This is a genomic window from Chryseobacterium lathyri, from assembly GCF_019970085.1.
Lineage (GTDB): Bacteria > Bacteroidota > Bacteroidia > Flavobacteriales > Weeksellaceae > Chryseobacterium > Chryseobacterium lathyri.
The window spans coordinates 804,818-830,184 of record NZ_JAHXYG010000001.1; the positions used below are offsets into that span (position 1 = coordinate 804,818).

Here is a 25,367-nt window from a genome sequence, read left to right on the forward strand (position 1 = left end):
TATTATCGGTTAAGATACGTAAAACGGTATTGTGTTTTTAATATTTGAGGGTTTTTGATTACCTCTAAAAAGATACAAAAATATTTATTTAATCCTGTTTTTAAGGATAAATCAAATGATTTATAAGTTAAATAAATCTTTCTTTTACAGTCTGAAGGCAACGGATTGGAATCTGCCCATTCATGTAATGATTTCCATAAAAGAAACTGTCTCTGATTATACTGCGGTGAATATCTTATAATTTTTGTAATCCTGTTATGATCATGGACCCCTCTTATGGCAATAGCTTTATCTATAATCCCGGATTTTAAATAACCGTGATAGGCCAGTTTGATGATAAAATCGGAATCCTGATGTACACGAAGATTTTCGTTGAAGCGCAGATTGTTCTTCACCAGCACTGATTTTCTGAGGGTAAGTGTATTCAGATGGAAAAATGTTCCAAAGACTTGAGAAGTCAGCCCTAATAATCCCTTCAAAACAGTTTCACCTTCCGCAGGAAAATTAACGGTGGTCAATGAGACCTCTTTAAACTTATCCTGAAACTCTTTTCTGCCTTTTTCAGATAAATATTCTACGCCGATAGCCCCGAAAACGCCTTCGGTTTTTGGTTCTTTAAAAGCTTCTTTTTCCACATCAAAACGATTGGGAAGATAATAATCATCAGCATCCAGAAAAGATATGAACTCACAGTCGGCTTTTTCAAGACCTAAATTTCTTGTGGCTCCAGCGCCATGATTTCCTTTGTCCGGATGTTGATATAATTGAATCCTTGAATCTTTTAAGATCAGTTTTTGGCAGACTTCTAATGAATTGTCGGTGGATTTATCCTCAACCAATACAATTTCTTTTACTTCTTCAAACTGTAAAGCAGAATCTACCGCTTTCCCCAAAAACTCGGATGCATTGTAAACAGGTATAATTACAGAGATATTCATGCCTTGCTGTATATGGCTTTTAATTTTTCACTGACCATAAGGGGATCGTGATTCTTTTTGATTCTTTCCAGAGAATTGGCTGATTTTTCAGGCAGCTGTTCTGAGTTGGTAAAAATACTCTCCAAAATATTTTCAAGCTGTACTTTCAAGGTTCTTTTTAGTTCTTCACGCTGTTTATCCGTAAAGTAAAGGGCTTGTTTCAAACGGTTTTGAGGAAGATGAATAAGCCAGCCGCAGTCTTCATTATTGATTTCCGGCAAGGCACGTATATCTGTCGTAATCACAGGAACGCCGGCTGCCTGCATCTCCAGAACAGAAAACCCATAGGTATCCGACCAGGTGGGCAAAAGACCAATATGAGACTGCTTAATCAGTTCCAGCACTTTTTCATTAGGGATATTTTCAAAAATTTCAATCCAGTCTTCTTTTTTCAGTATTTCTTTAGTTTCCAGCGCTTCTTTTTCAGTCACCTTGGTTACATAATTGTCTGTTTTAAATGACGAAACAATACTAAGCCTGAAATTGTATTTCTGTCTTAATTTCTTTAAAACCTCTATCATTTCAGGGCCTCCCTTCAGGTGAAACTGTGTTCCTACGAAAATAAGATTAAAGATTTCTGTGTTTTGGTAAATCTCCTGTGAATTTCTCGGAATAATTTCCTGAGAAGGGTGGATTACTGAAAGCTTTGATTTTATGATTTCCTGAAATTCAGGGTAATTTTTTAGAAGCTCCAGCTGAATATTGGCAGCTGCATTTGAAATTGAGATAATTCCCAGGCAGTTCCTTTTGCCAATCTGTTTGAGGGCATTTTCTGTTTTCTCATTGCGAATGTGCTGAGGTTCGCTTTTCTGATGATCATTTTTGGTTTCAGGAAAACGTGGTACCAGGGTTTCAAAAGAAGTCACCCATTTCTGGGAAGAATAATTGATGTCGTTATAAAGGTGAAGAATATCAATTTTAGGTTTCTGATAAAAGAAATACCTTCCTTCAATATCCGTCTTTTTTCTTAATAAGATTTTTTTTACGGTAGACAGTGAATGAAAAAGATTGTTGTTCTTTCTTAAAAAAACATATTCACATCCAGAAACTTTATTTAAAATATTTCTTTTAATGGGATAGTCATTTTGTGTCAGTCCTATTTTCATTACTGTAAATGATTTTTATTGTTCTGAAACCAAAGCGCAAGAATCAACAGATTCCAATGTTGGTGATGTCTGTTAAGCTTTTTCTGCACTTCGTTAAAATCTAAAAAATTAAATATATAGCTTTCCTTATTTTCAAGAAGTTCTTTACTTAGATCCTGAAGTTCAGTTTCTTTGAACCATTCTTTTACAGAAGCTCCAAAGCCGTTCTTTTTGCGGACTGCAATTTCTTCTGTCCAGGCTTTGGAATAAGCCTTTCTCAATATAATTTTATCTTCTGTAGAATTAACTTTGTATTGCCATGGCATTTGAATACAGAATTCCGCAAAATCAATATCCAGAAAAGGGATCCTTACCTCTACAGAATTATACATGGAAGTTCTGTCGCCTTTCAATAGCATATTGGCCGGAACATACTTCTCCAGATCGATTCGCATCAGATCATTAAAATTTGTATTAGTAGGCTTAAAGCTGAATTCCTGTCCTGGAATTTCCTCGGTAATTCCCAGTTGTCTGATTTCAGAAACGGTAAAGTAATTCCGGACCTTATTCTGATGGTAATCTATAGTGTCGCGATATTCTGCCCTTATGCGCCTTTCGGAACCCATATCCCTGAATTTACCGGCTAAAAGAATCATCTTTGAAAGATAGTCCGGGTAAAAGCCTTTTTGAGAAAGGTTGATGTTGTATTTATAAAAAGTATAGCCTCCAAAAAGCTCGTCGCCTACATCACCGGAAAGAATCACCTTAAGATCTTTCGCTGCTTCTTTGAAAATGAGATGGGTAGGGAGTAGGGAAGAGTCCATTAGCGGCTCATCCATATAGGAGTAAACTTCCTGTAAAGTTTCGGAAATCTTCTGTTTTTTATCTAAAAGAATATGATGATCGGTTTTATATTTATCTGCAATAGCCTGTGCATAAGGCATCTCGTTAAGATCTCCACTTTCGTAACCGTACACCAATGTTTTTATATTTTCTTTATATTTTGAGGCAACGGCAACAATGGTACTGGAATCCAAACCTCCTGAAAGGAAAGAACCTACGGGAACATCAGCTACCATCTGTTTTTTTATAGCATTATCTAAAAGATATTTAAATTTTTCAATACTCTCATCCATACTCAGTTTGGAAGTTTCGGTAGGAATAGTCCAGTAAGGTTTTATATCTATTTTTCCTTCTTTATAGACCAGCGTATGAGCAGGTTTGAGGTTGAAAATATTCTTGTAAATGGTTTTATGAGGATGAATGTAACCGTTTTTTAAATAATAGGCGATCTGTGCTTTATCAATCTCAGGTTTTATTAATCCTGATGCAAGAATGGCTTTAATTTCGGAAGCGAAAATGAACTCACCGTTTTTTCCGACAGCATAATAAAATGGCTTCTCTCCGAAACGGTCTCTTGCACAGAACAGTTCCTGTTTTTCTTCATCCCAAATTGCAAAAGCAAACATTCCCGGAAGATCATGGATCAGATTTTTCTCTTTTTTCTGATACATGGCAAGCACCACTTCGGTATCTGAACTTCCATGATAAGAATAATCGGAATACTGATCTTTTATGGCCTGGTAACCGTAAATTTCGCCATTCAGCACGATGCATTCTTTTTTTGTACTGGAAAACATGGGTTGTTTTCCGTTTTCAGACAGATCTATAATCGAAAGTCGACGATGGCCTAAAGCCGCATTATCATAAAATTCATGGTGTGAAGAATCTGGACCACGGTATGCGATGGCATCTGTCATCCTTTGAATTTCACTTTGATAGTTTCTGGCATTATGGGTTATGATTCCGGCTATTCCGCACATTTGTTTTACTTTTTTTGATATTGAGAGGGAAGATATAAGGTAAATCTACCTGCTTTTATCACTTTATACTGTTCAGGATGATTTACGAATTTTAAAGGTACGAATTCTTTCGGGCTGAAAGGATAGTCGTTACTTTCAAGATAAATATAATCGTCCGGGGTTTTCCCCACTTTTTTAATGATATAATGCATATAATCTTTTAATGGGAAGTAATAGAAGATAGGAGGATGAGCATCAAGAATATACAGATATCCTATCAGGTGATTGCTGGAATAAATTACGTTGGACTGATTCTGCAGGTAAGGACGCAAATCTTCAATGTCTTTTTTCCTTTGTTTATCCAGATACAGATCGTAGCCGTTCACTTTTACCTTTTCTGTCTGCTCCGTAAATATGAAATCTTTCCAGCCTTTTGTTTTAAGAGTATCCGGAAAACGATAGATCATAAAAGAAACTGCAAGAAGGTAGCCTGAAATCCAAAGTATATTTTTGTACAGTCTTATCAGGCATATGAATATAAGGACGAAATAATAATATTTGTAAGCAGGAAGCCGCAAATGAAACCAGGTTTGGGAACCAAATGCCAGACAATAAGGAATGATCAGAATTAGCAGAACCAGGTATTTGTTTTCTCTGGATTCTGTTTTGCTGGTCCAGAACCTTACAACAAGGAGGTGGGTGAACACAATAAAAGCAAAAATATAATACTCGCTTGAGCATATAAATAATCCTAAAGTAATGATCCCTATAACTGCTAAAACTTTATCCAGAATTTTAACGGAATTCTCCGAAAATCTGGATTTCCATAATAAGAAATAAGCTATTGCAGCAGGTAATACTGCATTCAGGAAAAGATAAATGCACCAGAATACCATGAAGGTTTTAGAGTGCTGCTTTTTATGAAAGCCAAGATAGTCTTTAAGGAATCTGAACTGATAAATAAAATTATCCAGAGTATCGAGAAAAGTGAAATATACAATGATTCCGGTAATAAAACCTGCCAGGAACCAGATGGTATTAGCTTTCCAGCGCTTCAGGTCACACAGAATGATAAAAACAAATATAGGGGCTATAACAATGCTGTGAGAATTCCCGTTGAACAAAACAAAGGATAGAACAAATCCGGCTAAAACCTGAATAACCTGTTTTTGGGTCATCAATGAGATCAATATCAGTGAAACGCCGGTATTGACCAATATGGTATTGCCAATATACTGATGAATAATAAGGTTACTGATAGCCCAGCTTTCAAATCCGAGAAAAATACCTAAAAGGCTTACTATAAAAATGTTGCCTTTTAAATTAAGGTATCTGAAGACGGAGAAGCAAAGCAAAAAATTGCTCAGCACCAACGTGGTTATAGAGATAATCCTGAAATGGTAAATATTCGGGGTATAGAGAAATTTAAATATTCTGAAAAAATTGGTTCTGTCAAAACTTAGGCTCTCTCCTTTATTTTTATAATATGACAAATAATAAGCTTCATCATTAAAAATAAATCCCTTGTCAAGATTGGCATAGGTAAGATATGCCAATAATACGGCCCCAGCCGCAAATACAAAATAAATAAGTATCTGAAGGGGATTGGGAAGTGATTTATTCATACCGGCTATTTTTTACATTCAAAAATAAAGGCGGAAGCAATATTCTTACTCATCGGGTGATACTGTAAAATCACATCCAGAAATTTAATAGGGAAGGTAAGGCACATCACAATGATTAGTAAAATATTGTGCAGAGGTTTAATACCAAAAGAAAATAACATGACAATCCATTCCTGTAAAGGCCAGAGCATTCCTCCTGTAGGGCTTATGGAGTGGATTTTAAGGTCTTTAAAGGCAGCGAACTGTACTTTGATCCCCTCATAGGTATATCTTTGGAAGTCATATGGAGAGGCGTGAAAAGCCTGCATAAAAGGAATCTCGCATAAGAGTTCTCCGCCAGGCTTCAAAACCCTGTGGATCTCTGCAATTACCGCCTGAGGATCCGGAACGTGCTCCAGAACAGCAATATTGATGATCTGATCTATAGAATTATCTTTAAAAGGAAGTTTGGTAATATCGCAAACGACATTCACCGGATTATAGGGGATAAGATCAACATTGATGATATCATCTCTTAGGTCCGTATATCCGCTTCCTAGATTGACAACAACTTTATCAGTATTTTTGGTTTTTTTAAGAACCCTACTTAAGAAAAAATATCTTGAAGGATATAAAGGGGCAATGATATAAATGAGAAGTTCATATAACCATACATATTTTTTGAAAAATGTTTTGATCTTGTCTAAAGAATCAGAAACAATGTCTTCATCGAATTCAAGAAATACAAATTTTCCGTTTTTGTATTCATAATTAAACTTAGCGGTATCAATAATTGATTCTATTTTGTCTTTCATCTGTGTTTAACGTTTAAGGGATATATAATATTGGGGATACTGATAATTTTAAGTGTTGACCGTTTTTTCGATAATGGTATACGGCCTGTTTCTCACCTCATTATAAATTCTGTAAATATATTCTCCAATAATTCCTAAACTGATCAGCAGGATAGAATTGAAGAAAAGAATAATAATGATAATAGTGGTATAACCAGCTACTTCAATCTCATTTGTAAAATATCTTATGATTGTAAAAAGGCTGAATACTATTGAGATCAGCAAACCGATATTTCCTAATATACTAATGATTTGAAGAGGAAGGGATGAAAAAGAAAAAATTCCGTCTTTAGCAATGTTAATAAGTTTTTTTAAAGAATAGCCAGATTCGCCCTCTATTCTTCCACTTCTGTCATATTCCAGACCGATCTGTTTAAAGCCCACCCAAGCCCTTATTCCTCTCAGATAAGGATTCTGTTCATTAAGGGTTAGCATTTTATCTTTTACATTCTTTGTCATGACACAGAAGTCGCCGGAATCTAAGGGTATTTTTGTTTCACTTATCGAATCAAGGAGTCTGTAAAATCCCGTATAGGCCAATTTTTTTAATCTGCTTTCCTTTCTTTTTTTTCTAATGCCATAGGCAACTTCATATCCCAGATCTAGTTGGGTGAAAAAACGGGGAAGCAAGGATGGGGGATCCTGTAAATCATCATCAATAATAGCAATATAATCGCCAGTAGCATAATGGAGACCTGTTTTTACAGCGATCTGGTGGCCAAAGTTTCTTGAAAGTTTAATTCCTTTGATATAGGGGTACTTCCTGGAAAGCTCTTCTACCACTTCGAAACTATTATCCGGGCTTCCGTCTTCTACCAGAACAACTTCCAAATCCCAGCCGGACTCCTTTTTTTGGACGTCAACGGCTTCTATGGTTTTGTGAAGAAATTTGGCCGAACGATAAACCGGTATTACGAGGGTTATTTTTCGATTCATTGTGTAATAAAGTTTAAAAATACATAAAATAATTATATTTTTAAAAACGTAGGTCCTTCCTGACTTACTTCTGCTTTTATTTTATTCAGAATATCGGCCTCTCCGGATATTTTTTTATATTTTTCCATCAGCTGCTTTGAAACACTAAGTTTACCCAGTGCCGAATTTTTAAAGATACTTTGGATCAAAGCTTTTTTTTCTAATTTCAGTGCATCCGGAAGATTGGGATTCATGATTTTGGTTTCAAGAGTCAGATCTTTATATCGGGTATAATCTACTTTATCAAGAAACTGTTTACCATCATGTACTACCTTGCTGCCCGGGGCGAGAATCACTTTCTTTTTGTGAAAATGTAGCCTGTTCACATATTCGTTATCTTCACCGTAATGAAAGAAATAAGGGTTGAATCCTCCAACAGTTTCTATCGTTTTTTTAGGCAGTAGCCAGTGTGCGGCATTCACAAAACTGATTTCATAGTAAGGTTTCAGTGTCTGGAAATACAGATCAGATATCAGTCTGGTCTTTTCCCAGTTATGAGCAATATATTTATCTAAAAATATATCAAGCTTCTTTTCTGTTCCATCTACATGGACAGGACTTATGATCCCAACTTCTTCTTGATGGGGATGATCATGATATATTTCCAGAAGTTTTTCAATGCTGTCTTCATAGAGCCATGCATCCTGATTCATAAGGTAAAAAAAATCTGCTCCTTTTTGGTAGGCTGCTTCTATACCGGTATTATTGGCTTTCCCGAATCCAAGATTCTGCCCAGAATGTATGAAATGTACTTCAGGAAAATGTTTTTTTATATAACCCTGAGTTCCGTCCGAAGAGCCGTTGTCCACAACGATGCACTGTAACGGAACTGATGACTGTCTTAAACTGGTAAAACATCTTTCGGCCCATTTCATGGCATTGTACGTAACGATAATAACGTGAATACTGAGCATGGCGGTTCTAAATATACTTTCGGGTTATAGATTCCAGATATTCCTGGGGATTTATTCCCGAGAAAAATGTCTGTGTATCTTCATCAAAATCTACTTTATAAAAATCTCCTTCATCTACCTGTGAATAGAGCGCTGTATTTCCTGTTTCTTTTTCAATGGAAGAGATAATCTCTTTCAGGTCATAATAATAAGGAAAGGCAAAGTTGACTGTTCTGTTGCTAAAACCTAAACAATGGGAATCCAGAAATTTTGAAATATCCTCAATATCTAAAAGAAGTCTTCTTGCTTTAAGATGCAGGGAGAATTCCTTTTTGTCTGCAATCTGCGTTTTAAGAAAATTAAAAAGGGTATTCGGATTTCCTCCTTTACCTACCACATTTCCTACCCTAAGGATAAGGAAGCTGTTAGCATTGTTTTCGATATAATTTTCCACTGACTTTTTGTGTATTACATAAGCACTGTTCTGTTTAGATTGGTCATGAATGCTTAATGTAGAGAAATAGACCAATTTTTTTTCTTTATTTTCTTCATATACAGAATTTAAAAGAGAAAACTCTCTTTCAAATTCTGCAGCTCTTGTTTCCAGTGAGTTTGACACTCCGGAAGCAAAGAAAACCGTGTCGTTTCTGTCATAAGATTTTACAGCATTGGCTATCATACCATTTCCGATAATCATACGTTGTGTTTTTTCATTAAATGTGTTATATAAGGGGAGCAATATTTCATATTATGACTTGTGAATCAAATGGTTTTATTTTAAAAAATCAAAGATATGAAAATAGTATTTCATTTTTATCCTGGTTATAAAACGATCAGGAAAAGAGAGTTTCATCAGATAGTCTTTATACTTCCTGTGGCAGTAATTGATGTATTCTTTACTCAGTTCAGTATTTAAATTTAATCCGGAAACTGCATTTTTCACAAAAGAATACCTCTTGAATATAACAAAAACCTCTTCACGGGTCAATGGATTTTCTTCTTCGGCAGTGAACTTTGAAAATTTATTAAATCCGATATTCTGCTGTGGATGAATCCTGTATTCTCCCAGAACCGAATCTTCTATCCAAACCGAATTGGTATCGGCAGCCAAAAGAAGAAGTTCATAATCGTGGATAATTGTTTCATTTACTCTTTTTAACGGCAGATGTTTTTTTAGAAAGGTATTACGGACCGCCATACTCATTCCGGGGAATACATTTCCCTGATATAGCAAACGTTTGACTATTTCCTGGAGGGCTCTGAAATGTTCGGGGTTAAAGTTTTCGATGTCCCAATAATTCAGGTTTTCCTTGTTATCCAGGGATTCACCGAAAAGTTTAATATTGTGGCATACCGTATTGATCTTCTTATGTTTTTCAAAAATTTCTGTGATCACTTCCGTTTTATTGTCATACCAGCGGTCATCCTGATCGCATAGTAATACAATATCACCGGAACATAAGCTCATGGCTTTTTCAAAATTACGTACATACCCCAGATTCTCCATATTCTGATATACCTTGATGATCTCTGGGTATTGTTCTGCATAGCCGGAAAGTATTGGCAATGTATTATCTGTAGAGCCATCATCACAGATAATGATTTCAGAAACCGACAGAGCCTGGTTCAGAATACTGTCCAGCTGTTCGGCAATATAAGCTTCGCCATTATAGGTACATAGTGCTACAGATGAGGTCATAGTATATAGATTTCTCAGTTTTTTTTCTGAAAAAGAGTGTAATAATATCTTTTCAGGGCAAGATATCCCGAAACAACTTTACCACCGGTTGCTTTATTGAATTCATGCTTCAGCTGTGAAAGCTGGGTCATATGAACGTCAATCATATGATAGGCAAGCCTGTCGTGAAGCTCATCTCCATATAATTTTTTTAATATGGGAAGGAGGCTTGTTCTTTGACGCAGAACTTTATAAGGATCGGAAGATAAACTTTTTTTATCGTCTTCTTTACGGTAATGGGCCAGTGGTTCATCAATCAGAAGTACCTCAGGATTGTTTCTGGTAATATACATCCACATCAGCCAGTCTTCATTAATACTTAAGGAAGTATCAAACGTAAATCCTTCAAGAAGTTTTCTGGAAATCAGAGCACAGTGTATGGGAATTGTAAATTTAAGGTTCCACTCGAACACGATATTTTCAAAGGTGGCAAAATCTTTTTCAATGCGGTTGTATCCCGGAAAATGAGTTTTGTTTTTGTAAATCGTAAACTGGCTTAGAATCAATGGGTATTTTTTTGCACCGGCAAGGTTTTTTGCAAACTTTTCACGGTGTAAAGTGTCATCAGAATCCAGAAACTGTATATAGTCTCCTGAAGCCCGTTGAAGCCCTGCATTCCTTGCGGAGGAAATTCCCCCATTCTCTTTACTGATGTATTGAAAACGTCTGTCTTTTTCTACCCATCTTTGGGCAATTTCTTCAGTATTGTCACCGGAACCATCATTCACAATAATGCACTCCCAGCCAGTAAAGGTCTGATCTGCCAAAGACTGCAGACATTCATCAAGATAGGCTGCCTGATTGTAACAAGGAACGATTATGGAGATTGCAGTATTGTTCATTACAGGTATTTATAAAATTTGCATAAACCCAGCATGTTGCCCAGCTTTACCCATCGGGAGTTTTTGATTTGCTTTTTCAGATTGGTATTGTGGGTGACTTCCTTATCGTATTTTCTGCGGAGTACATAACTTTCTAAAAATTGCTTTTCTATATTAATCCCTCTCCGTTCGGCCATCTTTATAAGGGCCACCCAATGCCAGAAAGCCGCCTGGTCTTCACTTTTGTTGGAGATTCCTCCTTTATGCACCCTGTAGAGATAAAGGTCTTCGTCTATGTATTTTACGGGAGCTACCTCACACATCTTCATGTACCAGTCTTTATCTTCGGCAATTTTGAGATAAGGGTCTATCCCTGATGTTTTATTGTAAACAGATTTTTTTAACGTGGCAAAACTGGTAATCTCAGCATTAAAGTTCAGGTATTTTTCATCTAAGGCGGTAATTTGAGCTGCCTTGTGAACTCTTACCTTGTTTAACTGGTCATCACAGTAAACAAAATTGGAATATACCAAACCTACCTCCGGATTCTGTATGTGTACATTAAATACCGTTTCGAGTGCGGTACTGATCAGTGCGTCATCAGGATCCAGGAAACCACATATTTCGGAACCGCTTAGTTCAATAAGTTTTCTTTTCGTAAATCCTATTCCTTTATTGCTGTCATTGGTGAAAATCTTAAAGCGGGAATCTTTTTCAGTTATATTTCTGATAAGTTCCAGAGAATTGTCTGTAGAAGCATCATCTAAAATTATAGCTTCCCAGTCTGTAAGGGTTTGGGAAAGCAAACTGTCAAAACATTCTTTGAAAAAACGTCCGTTATTATAATTGGCGATTAAAACAGTTATTTTAGTCATTGCTGCTTTCTTTTGATAATATTTTTTTCAGGGCTTCCAGATAACCGAATCCATTTTTACGGTCCGGTTCCAGGATATTTCCTTCTGCCCACTCATTCCAGGATTTTACCACTAAAAATTTTTCGGGATAATTTTTATCTTTCAGAAAAGTTGTTGCTTTTTCTACCTGTTTTTCAAAAAGTGCCGGGCTGTTATTACCTAAAATAATACCGCGGTTACCACTTCTCGGGGTATTATCCCAATTGGAAATAAGGCATGGGAAAGTATCAACATCCGTTTCATCAAAATGAAGATCATTAATTACATCCGGTGCATTCTGAATATCCACAGGTTTTTGAAAGTCAGTTGTTTTAAGTCCCAAAAGACCTTTAATTCTGTTGGTGTAATACTGTTTTGCAGTAATTAAAGGCTTTTTATTCATGTACGGGCGCCATGCTCGTAAAAAGGCATTTGATATCTTCCCCTGATATCCTAATGTCTTATATCCGTAATCGTCTTCTGTTTTGTTGCTCCCTATTAAATAAAGATCATCAAATCCATTTTCCTTGGCGAGACTTCTAAATTTTTCAAGATAGTCCGGAGCCTTTTCATGGATGTTGATTGGATCATAAACGATGAAAACAGGTTTATTATCTACTTTAATATATCTTTCATCTTTGAAGAAAGGCAGAAGATATTGGAAATGGGCTGTTAAATCTTCATCGGTAGGATATACCTGCTCAGCTAGTATTTTATTTTTTAAGCCATGCCAGATTCCCGACCAGGTTTCGTTAGCCCAGCAGAAACAGAATGGAAAGTCCGGTTTTCCGGATTCCAGTACTTCATTGGCAATACGCTCAAGCAGCTGTACTCCGTTTCCAAACCAATAATGGTAATAAATAAAACCGTGTACTCCATAATCGCGTGCCATCTGGGCCTGCTGTTCTCTCACTTCGGGAACGCGCAGATCATAATATCCCAGATCTGCAGGGCAGATAGGCTGCTCATGTCCTTCAAATAAAGGTTTCGCCTTTCCTACATTGGTCCATTCTGTAAATCCTTTTCCCCACCATTCATCATTTTCAGGGATGGGATGGTACTGAGGAAGGTAAAATGCAAGCGTTTTTATTTGTTTCATAAATTATTTTTCTAGTGTTTTTATCAGTTTGGCAGGTATTCCTGCAATCACAGAGTTCTTTGGAAAACTTTTGTTAACAACAGAATTAGCTCCTATGATAGAGTTTTCACCAATAGTAACCCCGGGTAATATGCAGACTCCTTCTCCGATCCATACATTGTCTTCAATAATTACCGGACCTTTGGAAGACAGAGGTCTTTCAGCAGGAACCCAGCCCAGATCTTCAGCACTGATATTTCCATGATAATGGTCCGAAATGTATATCCTGCTTGCCATAAGCACATTATTGCCAATACTGATCTTATCAATGGCTCCGATGTGAACATCAGAATTAAAATTCACATTGTTTCCAATATGAATTTCCGGCTGGAAAGATTTTCCGTAAAAACGGTCCCAGGTCTCAAGCCTTAAGTTGAATAATGAGCTGAAATTATCACCTATGCTAATATATTGAGGATTTTTGATCCAATATGTTTCTGGAAGGCTTGATTGCTTTCCGAAAGCTTTGAAATGAGTTTTTGCCCAATTGTTATTCTGCTGCTGTTTATATTTTTTATAAGCTTCAGAATGCAAAATTCCGAATAAAAATTTAATGATATGTTTTTTTATAAAGCTCATATTTTTCAGGTCTACTTTTCCAGTGATGAATAATACTCGTGAATCAGGCTGTTGATATTTCTTTGTTCTGCTTCTTCGAGTTCATAATAGAACGGAAGTCTCAAAAGGCAGTCTGTAAAATGATCTGAGTTCGGAATATCAATAGGAGAGTTATCTTTTAAAAAGAATTCGCTTTTGTTCAGACTCAGATAGTGGAATACAGGATGAATATCTTTTGTTTTTAAGAACTGAATGAGGTTGGATCTTTCTTCATAGCTTCTGCAGATGATAAAGAACATATGTGCATTATTGGTCGCATAAGCCGGTATTTCCGGCAGTGTTATAAATCCTTTATCTTGTAGCGGTAATAGATTGCTGTAATACTCATTCCAGATCGTGATTCTTTTTTCCTGGATGGTACCCAGGTTTTCAAGCTGTGCATATAAAAAAGCAGAGAGTATTTCTGACGGGAGAAATGATGATCCAAGATCTACCCAGCCGTATTTATTGACTTCCCCTCTGAAAAATGCACTTCTGTTAGTCCCTTTTTCACGGATAATCTCAGCACGTACATTATATTCAGGATTATTGATAACGAGCATTCCCCCTTCTCCACAAATGATATTCTTGGTTTCGTGAAATGAGAAAGCAGCGAAATCTCCAATGGAGCCTAATGCTTTTTTGGTGCCGTCGGAAAAAGTATAATAACTGTCAATAGCCTGTGCAGCATCTTCTACAACGAAAAGGTTGTGCTTTTTGGCCAGTTCCATGATTTTTTCCATATCACAGGCAATACCCGCATAATGTACGGGAACGATTACTTTTGTTTTTTCAGTAATATGCTTTTCTATTTCTGCAGGATCTATATTGGGATTATCGGGATATGAATCTACGAAAACTATTCTGGCGCCACGCAAAACGAAAGCATTGGCAGATGAAACGAAGGTATAGCTGGGAACAATTACTTCATCTCCGGGCTGAATATCACATAAAATAGCAGCCATTTCCAATGCATCGGTACATGATGTGGTAAGCAGTACTTTTTGAAAGCCAAATTTTTCTTCAAAAAAGGAATGGCACTTCTTTGTGAAAATTCCGTCCCCGGAAATCTTACCGCTTTTTACCGCTTCTTCAATATATTTAAGTTCGTTTCCTACTATAAATGGCTTATTAAATGGGATCATAGTGTTTTAAATTTTGAATCTTTAATTTTTATAAATCTTTTTTCAATATAGGTGAAAGAAATGTAACTGATGAAAACAGTTAAAGCCGGAATACCAATATATATTCCGATATTAAATGCAAATATATTATTATAAAATGCTAATATCTTATAAAAAATAGGGAATAGCAAAAACATCACAAAAGGATGGTACATATAAATTCCATAAGAAATGTTTCCCAGATATGAAAAATATTTGTTTCTAAAGGTAATTGGGTTCGACTGATTGATGCTAACCAGTATCAATAGCAGAAATACAAATCCCAAAATAATATTCTGGATATAGAGTGTGAATACCGGAACAGCAATTAGAAATCCTATTAATAACAGCACTGCTATATAAATGGATTTGCTTTTTGTATATTGTGTAATAGCCTCGGAATATTCTGAAAAAAAATAACCTCCTAATGCACCAATCGCCATAAATTCGAATGGAATGACAGCAGCCAGTGTGCCTAACAGAGAATTTGGGAATTGAAGGTTAATCATAATAAAAGCAATTAAAATAGCTCCAAAGACTACGGCTATTACCTTTCGTGTAACAAAAGAAACGATGATGGGCCAGACTATATAAAATTGCTCCTCCACGCCCACGGACCAGGACTGGGATGCTCCTACAATTACTTTTCCCGCATATAAAGCAAAATTAGGAAGAAATAAGGCATAAAGTAATATCGCTGTTAAATCATAATTTGAAGAATCTGTAATTCGATTATAGTATGAAGGTGTTATTGAAAATATCTGAAAAGAATTTACTAGAGCAGGAATGAGAAATAAAGAAATTAAAATTATGACATAGTACAATGGCCATATTCTGAATACTCTTCTCAGGTAGAATTTTTTAAAATCTATGCGGTTGTTTTTCTTTTTTTCTGATAACAAAAGATACGTGATCAGAAAACCACTGAGTACAAAGAATAGATGTACACCGTTCTTACCTAAGTGTTCGATGAAATAGGCTGTATATTTTGAATCAAATAAGGAAGCTAATTTGTCCCGATATTTGAATAACTCAATATGGTGCATAATGACAGAAAAAGCAGCAATTGCTCTTAATTCATTTAATCCACCAAAAAAAATGTGTTTTTTTGAGTCCATCTACTTATCGTATAAATTTTACAGGATTTCCTACATATAGTCCCGATTCATCAATGTCTTTGATAACAACACCGCCGCCTCCGATCTGGGTTTTGGCAGTCATTGTAATATTATCTATAATAGTGGAATTAATACCTATAATGCACTGTTCTTTCACGTTTACAAAACCTGCAATAGCAACAGCTGGAGACAGAAAAGAATGTTTTCCTATCACTGTGTCATGAGCCACTGTGCATGAAATATTCATTAATACATTATCTTCAATCGTTACATTCTGGTCAATAACACAGCTGGGATATATGACCGATCCCTGTCCAATGGATGCAGACTGATCTCTATAACAGGAGGAATGAATAAATGTATGAAACGGAACTTTTCCTTCAAGGCTTTGAAACAGTTCTTTTTTTGCATCAAGATGCTTATAGCCAATGGCGATTAGAATTACATCAAATTCATTTTGCTGATATTTTGTAATTACATCTTGGTTTCCTCCAATAACTGGAATTTGATCAATAATAGTATTCAGCGGCTGAAACTCATCAAAGAAAGCAACCACCTTATCGCTGGAATCATGATGGATATGATACGCAATCTGCTGTCCTAAATGTCCCGATCCTATGATGGCAATTCGTTTCATATATAATGTATTATTTCTTTGAAACTTGAAATCCTGTTTTCTGCATAAGGAAATATATTCTCTCTGTCAATCAGTAAAGTATTCATTCCTGTTTTTTGTGCAGGAATCACATCCAGTTTTAGTGAATCACCAATATATAGAATATTTTCAGGATTTACACCAAGTTTTTCAACAGCAAGGTGATAAAAATCTACTGAAGGTTTTCTGCAATTTTCATTCTCAGAAATAATAATTTCGTCAAATATATTTTCTCCAATTAATTGATCTGTCAGATTTTTCAGCGTTGAATTGAAGTTAGATAAAACCGCTTTTTTGATATTAAGTTCTTTTAATATGCCGCAGTCATCAAATGCTGCCCAAGGAAGATATGAGCAGGCGGAGAAAATGTCGGATAATATTTTTTCTGTAGGAATTATACCCAATGCTAATAATAATTCAGAATTAAATTCTGTGTAAAAGTCTTTTGTTGTTCTGTCGGGAAAATTGATGATTTCAGAGACCATTTTATGTCTCAAAAATAATGCTTCCTTTTCTACAGAATAATGGTGTTTTTCAAGCACTATAATTAATTGATCCCACAGGGAGGGCTTGTGAATTAATGTATTAGCAGCATCCAATAATAAAATTTCCATATTTTAAAAGATATAATGAGGCGATGAATTATCTTTTAAATCATCAATATTAGATTGGTTCGGATAAATAACATCCATTAAAATTCTAACTGCAACTCCTTCAATAATATTGGTTTTGCTAGGAAGAATATTGTAAAGATGTTCTTCTAATGTATATTTAACATCTTCAAAACCAAAATTAGATCGGATGGAATTAGTTCCGGAAATCCTGCAGTTGACTTCGAATGGAATAATGTTCCCCTGCTCATCAACAATAGATTGAAGGTTTGCACTTCCCACAAAATCATTTTTATCGACAAGTTCTTTTAGTATTATTTCCAGTTCTGTGTCAAAAGATCTGTTTACAGTACATTCGCTGGTAGCTCCATTTTCTAAGGTACGTTCAAGGTTTATAAAACCATGAAGCTCATTATTTTTGTTGACATAAAATGCAGTGGTAATTTCTTTTCCCTGTATAAGTTTCTGTACCATATAAGTTTCATCAAATCCAGATAAATCCTTAGGGTTAATATGTAGTCCTCTTGATCCTCTTCCTTCCCGAGGTTTTACAATATAATCTATGAAAGTACCTTGAATATAGTCTTTTGGAAGATAGGCTTCTGCAAAAGGAAGATTATTTTCTTTATGATGTTCATAAGATAAATATTTATCTAAATATTTTTTTGATGTACTTACCTCGCTTACTACTGCCTGAGCCTTCAGTTTGTCTTTATGTAATGCCAGATAATATACTTCATAGTCGGTAGATGGAATGATCAAATCTATCTTTTCCTTTTCAATGATAAAGTTAATGATATCAATATAGTTGTCCGCCATTGCATAAGGGACCTTATAAAATGCATCACACAGGTGATTGCCTGCAGAAAAATCTATTACATTGCAGCCAACGAGACGAATAGGAAATTGAGTTTTAATAATGTTTCTTAAAATACCCTGACCTACATTTCCTCCGATTCCTGTGACTAATACCGTTTTGTTTTCCATTGTATTAATTCTTTTACTCCTTGTTCCAAAGTGGCAAAGGTATGTTGATATAAAAAATGGTTAGATTGTTTATATTCTACTGATCTTGATAGATCCTCTCCCTTAAAATCGATGGTACAGTTTGTTATTTTTTGTATTATTTGTGCGACTTCTTTATTACTGTAATTCTTGGGTGAAATCCCCATTATAATAAGGTTTTCAGTACATAATGCTGCTTTTCTCGCAAGTGAGGCAACATCTTTTGCATGTACATAGTTTTGAATTCTTGTACCGTCTCCTAAAAGTGTTATATTATTTTCTTCTATTGCAGATTCAATAATTTTAGGCAGAAAGGTTGTTGCTTTCATTTCTTCATCATACATGGAGGAAATTCTTATAATTCCATATTTAGAGTGTTGCTCAACTATTTTTTCACCCCAGAGCTTACTGATTCCATAAATGGATTGAGGAGAAGGTTTCGTTTTCTCATCAATAACTCCAGATTCTATCGCATCATAAACTGCAACGGATGAAAAGAAAATGATCTTGGCCTGTATAAATTTACGGCAAATAGACTGGATTAATTTAATGTTGACATCATAGAGCTCATCACTTTTATGTATGTCATTTGTGATTATAGCACTTACGATATAAACAATGTCATAATTGGGATTTAAATGGTCTATGTTTGAAATAGAAAAGCTCTCAACGTGCTGATCAGATGGTTTACTATTGTATAAGACATTAACTTCATCGTTGACATGCTCAAGAATCAATCGTTTTGATAAAATGCTGTGAGCACCTACAATCAATACTTTCATAATTTATAAAGTTTCAATTTCCGGAATGTTAATAGAATATTCTTTATCGTGCCAAGTGGCAGCTCCTACGTCCATCCACGGCTTTTCCATTTGTTTCTTTAGAAAACCTTTTTCCCAATTGTGAGGAGTATCAATCTTTTTTACTTTGATTATAAATGTAGCGTCATTCAGGTTTATTCCATTCATGTTAGCCCAAAATGCTGTAAAATCCCGAATTCCTTTTTTAAGATTATTTTGATTTATTATGTTGTCATTAGTCCGGAAAGACCATTTTGCCCAAGTGGGCCCATAAAGATATGAACCTGTAGTTCCATCCTTTTTAATTATTGGGAGCCAGGTTTCCTTACCATTTTCATCTATGTAAGATAATGCTATAATATGATTGTATTCGCTAAAATGATAATCCATAAAAACAGCATGATGGGTAATTCCCAGATAAGTTTTGGATGGCTTTTCTACTGCGCTTGAGAGTTTGCTTATTTGTTTTCCTAGTAAGGTATTTTCAAAACCTCCTTTTTTTCCTATTGAATTATAAGAAACAATTACCTGTAGCAATATGATGATACACAGACTTATTTTGATAAGAGAGATTTTGAGGTCTTCAAGGGTGTAATTCTGAAGGATTTTCAATTTATCCTCATCAGGAGGAATTACAGGTGGTGTATAGCCGCAGTTTTCTTCCGTACAGCGCTCTGTATTTCTGTTTTGGGCGACATACTGATAGACTATTTTTCCTATATGATAAATTCCAGGAATGTGTAAGATCCAGCTTAACGGCTTTAAGTAAGTAATGACATTGAAAACCTGAATATATGTGTCCAGTCCTTTATAAACTTTTCCGTTTCGTACAGAATGAATGTCATCCAGAAGTGTATCTGTAGGGATATTCTTTAATAATTCATTTTGTTCTGCGTAATACTGTACCGTTTTGAAATCAATCCTTTTTGCAATATCAAAGTGTTGGATAGTAATTTTAGTACGGTTGCATAAAGGGCATTCACCGTCATAATAAAAGGTAAGTTTTGCAGGTTTTTCAGAGGTTTTAAATAATTTTTCCCACCAGGAAACAGGAACCATCAATAGGTAAATGGCACACATCCCTAGTCCAAACCAAGGAATAGGGTAGCAAATTACTATCCCTAAATGTAATCCTAAACCTATTATTAACATTGGAACTCTCCATTTTTTGCGAAAAAAAGTAAACAGGAGAGTGGTCTCAAATGCTAAAGTTAGGTACCCAAGAAATAACATCAGATATTTTTGATCGAGCACATAAGGTATAGAAATATAATTAGTGTTTGGAACAGAAGTAGGTAGCCACATGCCTAAACCTTTTATCCAAAATACTGATGTAAATTTATATAGTATAGAATCAAAATACACAATGGCAATCCCAACAAAAACAGGAATGAGGTAAGATAAAACACTTACTTTTTCAGGAGGGCTGTACTGGAATCTGGTATTGGAATATTTATACTTTAGCAGAAGCCTGTCCAAAGAGAGGTTTCTGGATATAGGTAAAAACATCAGGAGAAAGTTCATCCCAAGATAGGCATAAAACATATGATACTCATAGCTATTGATGCTGCCAATAAGAATAATGGTCATCAGATAATTGACAATGGTTGCCAGTCTTGTGAAGAGCCCCAGCATTATAAAAATGAGGGCAATCATCCATATTTTTATAGGGATCCCAAAGTCGATTTCCGCAGGATCTAAAAAAGGAATTTTATCGAAGATCAGATGTTTGAAATAATTGAGCTGAACAACTTCACAGAATAACACCAATGTGTAGGCAATCCTGAAAATGGAAAGCCCAAGCCCGGAAATTTTTTTATTATAAAGTCTTTTGATCATCCTGTTCTAAAATTTTGGTGAAAATTTCTTCCGCATATTCATACGATGAAAATTCCTGAACCTGCTGTACCGCATTTTTTGAAAAAGCTGCATATTGGTTTTTATCCAGTTCAAATATTTTTCTGATTCCTTCTGCCAGCTGGCGGCTGTCTTTCATAGGAATTTTGTATCCGTTGTAATCGTCAATGACCATATTGGTTAATACTCCTGTGTTGAAGCCTACAACGGGGGTTCCACAGGCTAAAGCTTCCGAAACCATCATCGGGCCGGAATCTTCAATAGAAGAGTTGACAAAAACGTCCGTTGCCTGATACAATAATGATAACAGTCTGTAGTCCTTGATATAATCTATTTTCTGCTTCTTAAAAGTAACCCTATCGAATTCTTTATTTATACTGTTGGAAACAACTAAAAGATTTATTTTATTTTTCAGATCTTCCGGAAGCTCCTGATCCAGGATTTCTAAAGCTTCAAGAAGATATTTAAAACCTTTACGGGGATCTTCCATGTTCTGTGCTCCGGTAAGGATATAAAAATTATCCTCCGATAAAGAGAAAATATTTTTAGCGATATTTTTGTTCTTATCGTTGAGCAGGGTAGTATCTATCAGGCTGTTGATATTGTAGATGATCTCCTGCTCCCTGTAGATTTTTGATTTTTTTGCCTGTTCCAGGGTTAAACCCGATCCCGCAATAATTTGAAAAGAAGCTTTTTGGGCATTTTGATATTTTCTTTCCAGATTATCCTTTGCCACGTGTTTTTGAGATTCATCGGGAATTGCCGGACAGTGATCACAATTGTTCATATAGCCTTCACATCCCCAGGAAAAATGACATCCTCCTGTAAAATGGTTCATATCCACTGTGATATTGTATATTTTTGCCCGCGTGGCTTTTTGAATGTTGAAAAGATCCGTACTGTTAAGAAAATCAATGGTCATACCGGTAAAAATATAATCCGGGACGAAGCCCACAGATTTTAACAGACTTTCCACATTGATATGTTCTGTAATTTCATCTTTGCTCAAAAAAGAATACTTACTTTCTGTTATCAATGCTTTTTTTACTGCAGCCTGAGGCTGTGTCAATTTTGTTTTTATTTTCCGTATAACCCTCTCTGTTAAAGATAAATTTTTAGTAACAGGAGGATGCTGTATAGGAATATAAGGTTTTATAAAATCATCCGCTTTCGTTTTATTCTTTACACACATCACCACTTCATGTCCCATATTTTTTAAAATATGAGCTACTTTGTACATGGCTTCATAGGCGCCGTTTACATCGCCTGTAGATAAAACTAATATCTTTTTCATAAGTACTTACATCCATAGTACAGGAGGATGAATGATGCCATTATCAGTATCTCCCGTAAGAAAGTTTTCATGCCCTGTTTCAACGATACTGATCTGGATGCCTCCCTTTATATAATCATAAAGTTCGACCCCCGGAGTATCTAATGCTACAGAAAGTATATACGTGTTGGGGATAAGCTTGTTGCCCTCGATCTGTATAGACAGGCTGTTCTCATGCATATCGTCAAATGTTTTTCTTGTAATGAAAATAACATTTTCAAACTTGTCTAAGATGGCAATATTGACGCGTACTCCCTTAGTAACGCTTCTGTTGATATAGTCTATATTGATGTTAATATCATCGGTATGACTGAACTCCATGGTCTCAATATTCTTATTATTGAAAATTTTGACATTGTGAATCTGAGCCTTTTTACTCAGGTCTTCAATGTATTTGAATTCAGAGTTTGGAGATAATTCATGGATGATATAGTTTTCCAGAACCTGATTGATACTTCCTTGGTCTGCAAGCATACCGTTCTTCATAAGAATACCGCTATTACATAACTGTTTTACGGCAGCCATATTATGGCTTACAAATAAAATGGTCCTTCCCTCTCCTCTGGTAACATCGCCCATTTTTCCAATACATTTTTTCTGGAAATCCGCATCTCCTACAGCCAAAACCTCGTCAACGATCAGGATTTCAGATTCAAGGTGTGCGGCAACTGCGAATGCAAGACGCACATACATCCCCGAAGAATATCTTTTTACCGGAGTGTCTATATATCTTTCCACTCCTGAGAAAGCAACGATCTCGTCAAATTTTCTGGTAATCTCTTTTCGAGTCATTCCGAGAATAGCACCGTTGAGAAAGACATTTTCACGCCCCGTCATTTCAGGGTGAAAACCTGTACCAACTTCCAGTAAAGAAGCAATTCTGCCGTTGGTGTGTATTCTTCCGGTGGTAGGCTTGGTCACCTTACTCAGGATTTTCAGCAGGGTAGATTTTCCGGCCCCGTTTCTTCCGATGATTCCTACAGCACTGCCTTGCTCGATTTCAAAATCGATATCACGGAGTGACCATACATATTCAGAATTTCCTTTTGTTGCTCTGTCGTTGGCTTCTCCGATTTTTAAATATGGATCTTCCTTACCTCTTACTTTGTGCCAAAACCTGTTCAGGTCGTGAGAAAGCGTACCTGTTCCCACTTGTCCGAGACGGTATTGTTTTGATATATTTTCTGCTTTTAAAGCCAGCATAGTTTAATTGGAATTTAAAATTAATAAAAGATGGTGTTCCTAAACGGTGTCCATGAAAGTTTTTTCAACCTTATTAAAAACAACAACGCCTATCATCAGAAGGACCAAAATGATCACTGAGCTGACTCCCAGCATTGCAGGTGAAAAATCTCCGGAACCGATCCATGCATATTTAAAACATTCAAAAATGCCTGTCAGTGGATTATAGTAAGCCAGTTTTCTGAAAATACCCTGTAAGGCAGATACCGGATAAATTACCGGAGTTGCATACATATACAGGCTTATCCCGAATCCCAACAACATGCTGAGGTCTTTGTATTTGGTAGTAAGTGAAGAAAAAATCATTCCAACTCCTAAAGCGAAAAAAGCCATCAGGATGATAAGGAATGGTGTGGCAAGAACCCAGATGTTAGGATGAACTTCTCCTTTGGTAAGGTAATATATCCAGGCCAGGATGAATAAAAGGAATTGTACTGTAAACCGCATCAGATTGGATATTACTATTGACAAAGGGGTTACGAGTCTTGGAAAATAAACTTTTCCAAAAATACCAGCATTCCCGGCAAATGTATTAGACGTTGCAATAAGTGAGGTCGAAAAATAATTCCAGAGGGTAACTCCTGCAAGGTAAAATAAGAGGGGAGGTCCATCTGTGGGAAGTTTAGCTATTTTACCAAAAACTACAAGATATACAACCGTAGTCAAAATAGGGTTAATAAAAAACCAAACCGGGCCTAATACAGTTTGTTTAAAGCTGGAAACAAAGTCTCTTTTAATAAACATATAGACTAAATCTTTATATCTCCAGACCTCTTTAAGTTTTAAGTCCAATAAAGAATGATCGGCATCAATCGTTTCTGTCCACTTCTGCTGTGGTTCATTCATTTGTGTAAGTTTTTGCAAATTTAAAATATTTAATTCTTATTTAGTATTTTTAATTAGTGAATAATTATTCACATAAATCCGAAAACAACAACTAATATATTAATATTTGTTATTATGAACAAAAAACTATTAGCCATAAAGCTAATAGTTCTTGAAATTTATAATAAGAATCTTATTTGTTGACGGATTGTTTAGGATATTCATTGTGAAGCATCTTGCCTGAAATGGGCTTTAAACGCATTACAGATATTCTTTAATTTAAAATTCGTTAACAGCTTTGATAATAGCCTGTATTTCTTCCTCTTCCAAAACAGAGGAAATCGGAAGGCTCAGTACTTCATCATGCATTTTCTCTGTAATAGGGAATGAAAGGTGGCTGTATTCTTTGTATGCTTCCTGCTTATGAGGCGGAATAGGATAGTGGATAATGGTACTGATACCTTTTTCCGTTAAATAAGTCTGAAGCTCATCTCTCTTTTCTGTTCTTATGACGAAAACATGCCATACGTGTTCTTTTTCGTCTGCAGGATTTTCAGGAAGGATGATCTTTGGATTGTTGATCTCTGCGATGAATCTTTTGGCGATTTCTCGTCGGGTACCATTTTCGTGGCCGATATATTTCAGCTTCACATCCAAAACAGCGGCCTGAATTTCATCCAGCCTGGAGTTTAATCCTTTATAAATGTTAATATATTTCTGGTTTGAACCGTAGTTGGCTATAGCACGTATGGTCTCGAATACTTCTTTGTTATTCGTGGTTACGGCTCCTGCATCACCTAAAGCTCCAAGGTTTTTCCCGGGATAGAAGCTGAAACCTGCAGCATCACCAAGGTTTCCTGATTTAATACCGTTCCACTCTGCGCCTATTGCCTGTGCATTGTCTTCTACGATCTTTAGATTGTACTTTGATGCGATATTTTTAAGCTCTTCAGAAAAAACAATTCTTCCCTGAAGATGAACAATGAGGATGGCTTTCGTTTTCGGTGTTATTTTTTCTTCAATTTTTGAGATATCAATATTATACGTATTGACATCCGGTTCTACAAATACAGGAATAAGCCCATTGTCTGATAAAGCCAGAACTGAAGCGATATACGTGTTGGCCGGAACAAGCACTTCGTCGCCCGGTTTCATTACCCCTAATTCTATATAAGCACGGAAGATAAGACGAAGGGCATCTAGCCCGTTGGCTACACCTAAAGCATATTCTGAACCGATATATGAGGCAAGATTGGTCTCAAAGTTTTTAAGCTCATTTCCCAACAAATACCAGCCGCTGCGGAAAACACTTAAAATTTTGTTCTCAATTTCTTCCTGATGCTGTAAATTGATCTTCTGAAGATCAAGAAATTTTATCATA

At 35.8% G+C, this 25,367-nt stretch carries 24 protein-coding genes; all 24 read right to left on the reverse strand.

The window, feature by feature from the left end:
• Window positions 1-2: 2 nt before the first annotated feature.
• The 24 genes from LC418_RS03685 to LC418_RS03800 all read right to left on the reverse strand — a co-directional run bounded on the left by LC418_RS03685 (window position 3) and on the right by LC418_RS03800 (window position 25,366).
• Window positions 3-938 carry a glycosyltransferase family 2 protein gene (locus LC418_RS03685; protein ID WP_223558143.1) on the reverse strand — a complete coding sequence of 312 codons (936 nt, stop codon included), beginning with the start codon at window positions 936-938 and terminating at the stop codon, window positions 3-5.
• Entirely contained in the window at window positions 935-2,083 is a 1,149-nt protein-coding gene (locus LC418_RS03690; protein WP_223558144.1) for a glycosyltransferase family 4 protein, read from the reverse strand. The genes LC418_RS03685 and LC418_RS03690 overlap by 4 nt, the downstream gene beginning before the upstream one ends.
• Window positions 2,083-3,885 carry an asparagine synthase (glutamine-hydrolyzing) gene (gene asnB, locus LC418_RS03695; protein ID WP_223558145.1) on the reverse strand — a complete coding sequence of 601 codons (1,803 nt, stop codon included), beginning with the start codon at window positions 3,883-3,885 and terminating at the stop codon, window positions 2,083-2,085. The genes LC418_RS03690 and asnB overlap by 1 nt, the downstream gene beginning before the upstream one ends.
• A gap of 5 nt (window positions 3,886-3,890) precedes the next feature.
• The gene (locus LC418_RS03700; protein WP_223558146.1) at window positions 3,891-5,489 is read right to left on the reverse strand and encodes a hypothetical protein; all 1,599 of its coding nucleotides are present in this window, start codon (window positions 5,487-5,489) and stop codon (window positions 3,891-3,893) included.
• Window positions 5,490-5,494: 5 nt separating this feature from the next.
• Window positions 5,495-6,283: a class I SAM-dependent methyltransferase gene (locus LC418_RS03705; protein ID WP_111958950.1), complete on the reverse strand. Its 789-nt coding sequence runs from the start codon at window positions 6,281-6,283 to the stop codon at window positions 5,495-5,497.
• 48 nt (window positions 6,284-6,331) lie between these two features.
• Entirely contained in the window at window positions 6,332-7,258 is a 927-nt protein-coding gene (locus LC418_RS03710; RefSeq protein WP_223558147.1) for a glycosyltransferase family 2 protein, read from the reverse strand.
• Between the two features lie 32 nt (window positions 7,259-7,290).
• The gene (locus LC418_RS03715) at window positions 7,291-8,211 is read right to left on the reverse strand and encodes a glycosyltransferase family 2 protein (protein WP_223558148.1); all 921 of its coding nucleotides are present in this window, start codon (window positions 8,209-8,211) and stop codon (window positions 7,291-7,293) included.
• 7 nt (window positions 8,212-8,218) lie between these two features.
• Window positions 8,219-8,887, reverse strand: coding sequence for an NAD-dependent epimerase/dehydratase family protein (locus tag LC418_RS03720; protein WP_223558149.1), 669 nt, complete (start codon window positions 8,885-8,887; stop codon window positions 8,219-8,221).
• 75 nt (window positions 8,888-8,962) lie between these two features.
• Window positions 8,963-9,889: a glycosyltransferase gene (locus LC418_RS03725; protein ID WP_223558150.1), complete on the reverse strand. Its 927-nt coding sequence runs from the start codon at window positions 9,887-9,889 to the stop codon at window positions 8,963-8,965.
• 14 nt (window positions 9,890-9,903) lie between these two features.
• Window positions 9,904-10,770 (reverse strand): glycosyltransferase family 2 protein, encoded by an 867-nt coding sequence (locus tag LC418_RS03730; protein ID WP_223558151.1) that lies wholly within the window; start codon window positions 10,768-10,770, stop codon window positions 9,904-9,906.
• On the reverse strand, window positions 10,770-11,624 hold the full coding sequence (locus LC418_RS03735) for a glycosyltransferase family 2 protein (RefSeq protein ID WP_223558152.1): 855 nt from the start codon (window positions 11,622-11,624) through the stop codon (window positions 10,770-10,772). Before LC418_RS03735 ends, LC418_RS03730 begins: the two co-directional genes overlap by 1 nt.
• A complete protein-coding gene (locus tag LC418_RS03740) occupies window positions 11,617-12,741 on the reverse strand; it encodes a glycosyltransferase WbsX family protein (protein ID WP_223558153.1) in 1,125 nt (374 codons plus the stop codon). The genes LC418_RS03735 and LC418_RS03740 overlap by 8 nt, the downstream gene beginning before the upstream one ends.
• 3 nt (window positions 12,742-12,744) lie before the next feature.
• Window positions 12,745-13,359 carry a DapH/DapD/GlmU-related protein gene (locus LC418_RS03745; protein ID WP_111958966.1) on the reverse strand — a complete coding sequence of 205 codons (615 nt, stop codon included), beginning with the start codon at window positions 13,357-13,359 and terminating at the stop codon, window positions 12,745-12,747.
• Window positions 13,360-13,370: 11 nt separating this feature from the next.
• Window positions 13,371-14,522 carry a dTDP-4-amino-4,6-dideoxygalactose transaminase gene (gene rffA, locus LC418_RS03750; RefSeq protein WP_111958968.1) on the reverse strand — a complete coding sequence of 384 codons (1,152 nt, stop codon included), beginning with the start codon at window positions 14,520-14,522 and terminating at the stop codon, window positions 13,371-13,373.
• Window positions 14,519-15,658 carry an acyltransferase family protein gene (locus LC418_RS03755; RefSeq protein WP_223558154.1) on the reverse strand — a complete coding sequence of 380 codons (1,140 nt, stop codon included), beginning with the start codon at window positions 15,656-15,658 and terminating at the stop codon, window positions 14,519-14,521. Before LC418_RS03755 ends, rffA begins: the two co-directional genes overlap by 4 nt.
• Before the next feature lie 4 nt (window positions 15,659-15,662).
• The gene (locus LC418_RS03760; RefSeq protein ID WP_223558155.1) at window positions 15,663-16,295 is read right to left on the reverse strand and encodes an acetyltransferase; all 633 of its coding nucleotides are present in this window, start codon (window positions 16,293-16,295) and stop codon (window positions 15,663-15,665) included.
• Complete coding sequence (locus tag LC418_RS03765) at window positions 16,292-16,927, reverse strand: HAD family hydrolase (protein ID WP_223558156.1); 636 nt, start codon at window positions 16,925-16,927, stop codon at window positions 16,292-16,294. Before LC418_RS03765 ends, LC418_RS03760 begins: the two co-directional genes overlap by 4 nt.
• Window positions 16,928-16,930: 3 nt before the next feature.
• The gene (locus tag LC418_RS03770; protein WP_223558157.1) at window positions 16,931-17,911 is read right to left on the reverse strand and encodes an ATP-grasp domain-containing protein; all 981 of its coding nucleotides are present in this window, start codon (window positions 17,909-17,911) and stop codon (window positions 16,931-16,933) included.
• A complete protein-coding gene (locus tag LC418_RS03775) occupies window positions 17,890-18,711 on the reverse strand; it encodes an NAD-dependent epimerase/dehydratase family protein (RefSeq protein WP_223558158.1) in 822 nt (273 codons plus the stop codon). The genes LC418_RS03770 and LC418_RS03775 overlap by 22 nt, the downstream gene beginning before the upstream one ends.
• Before the next feature lie 3 nt (window positions 18,712-18,714).
• Window positions 18,715-20,568 carry a DCC1-like thiol-disulfide oxidoreductase family protein gene (locus LC418_RS03780; RefSeq protein WP_223558159.1) on the reverse strand — a complete coding sequence of 618 codons (1,854 nt, stop codon included), beginning with the start codon at window positions 20,566-20,568 and terminating at the stop codon, window positions 18,715-18,717.
• Window positions 20,549-21,880, reverse strand: a complete 1,332-nt coding sequence (locus tag LC418_RS03785; protein ID WP_223558160.1) for a glycosyltransferase — start codon at window positions 21,878-21,880, stop codon at window positions 20,549-20,551. Before LC418_RS03785 ends, LC418_RS03780 begins: the two co-directional genes overlap by 20 nt.
• Before the next feature lie 6 nt (window positions 21,881-21,886).
• The gene (locus tag LC418_RS03790) at window positions 21,887-23,122 is read right to left on the reverse strand and encodes an ABC transporter ATP-binding protein (RefSeq protein WP_111958980.1); all 1,236 of its coding nucleotides are present in this window, start codon (window positions 23,120-23,122) and stop codon (window positions 21,887-21,889) included.
• Between the two features lie 39 nt (window positions 23,123-23,161).
• Entirely contained in the window at window positions 23,162-24,007 is an 846-nt protein-coding gene (locus LC418_RS03795; protein WP_111958982.1) for an ABC transporter permease, read from the reverse strand.
• Window positions 24,008-24,265: 258 nt separating this feature from the next.
• Entirely contained in the window at window positions 24,266-25,366 is a 1,101-nt protein-coding gene (locus LC418_RS03800) for a DegT/DnrJ/EryC1/StrS family aminotransferase (RefSeq protein ID WP_223558161.1), read from the reverse strand.
• Window position 25,367: the final 1 nt, after the last annotated feature.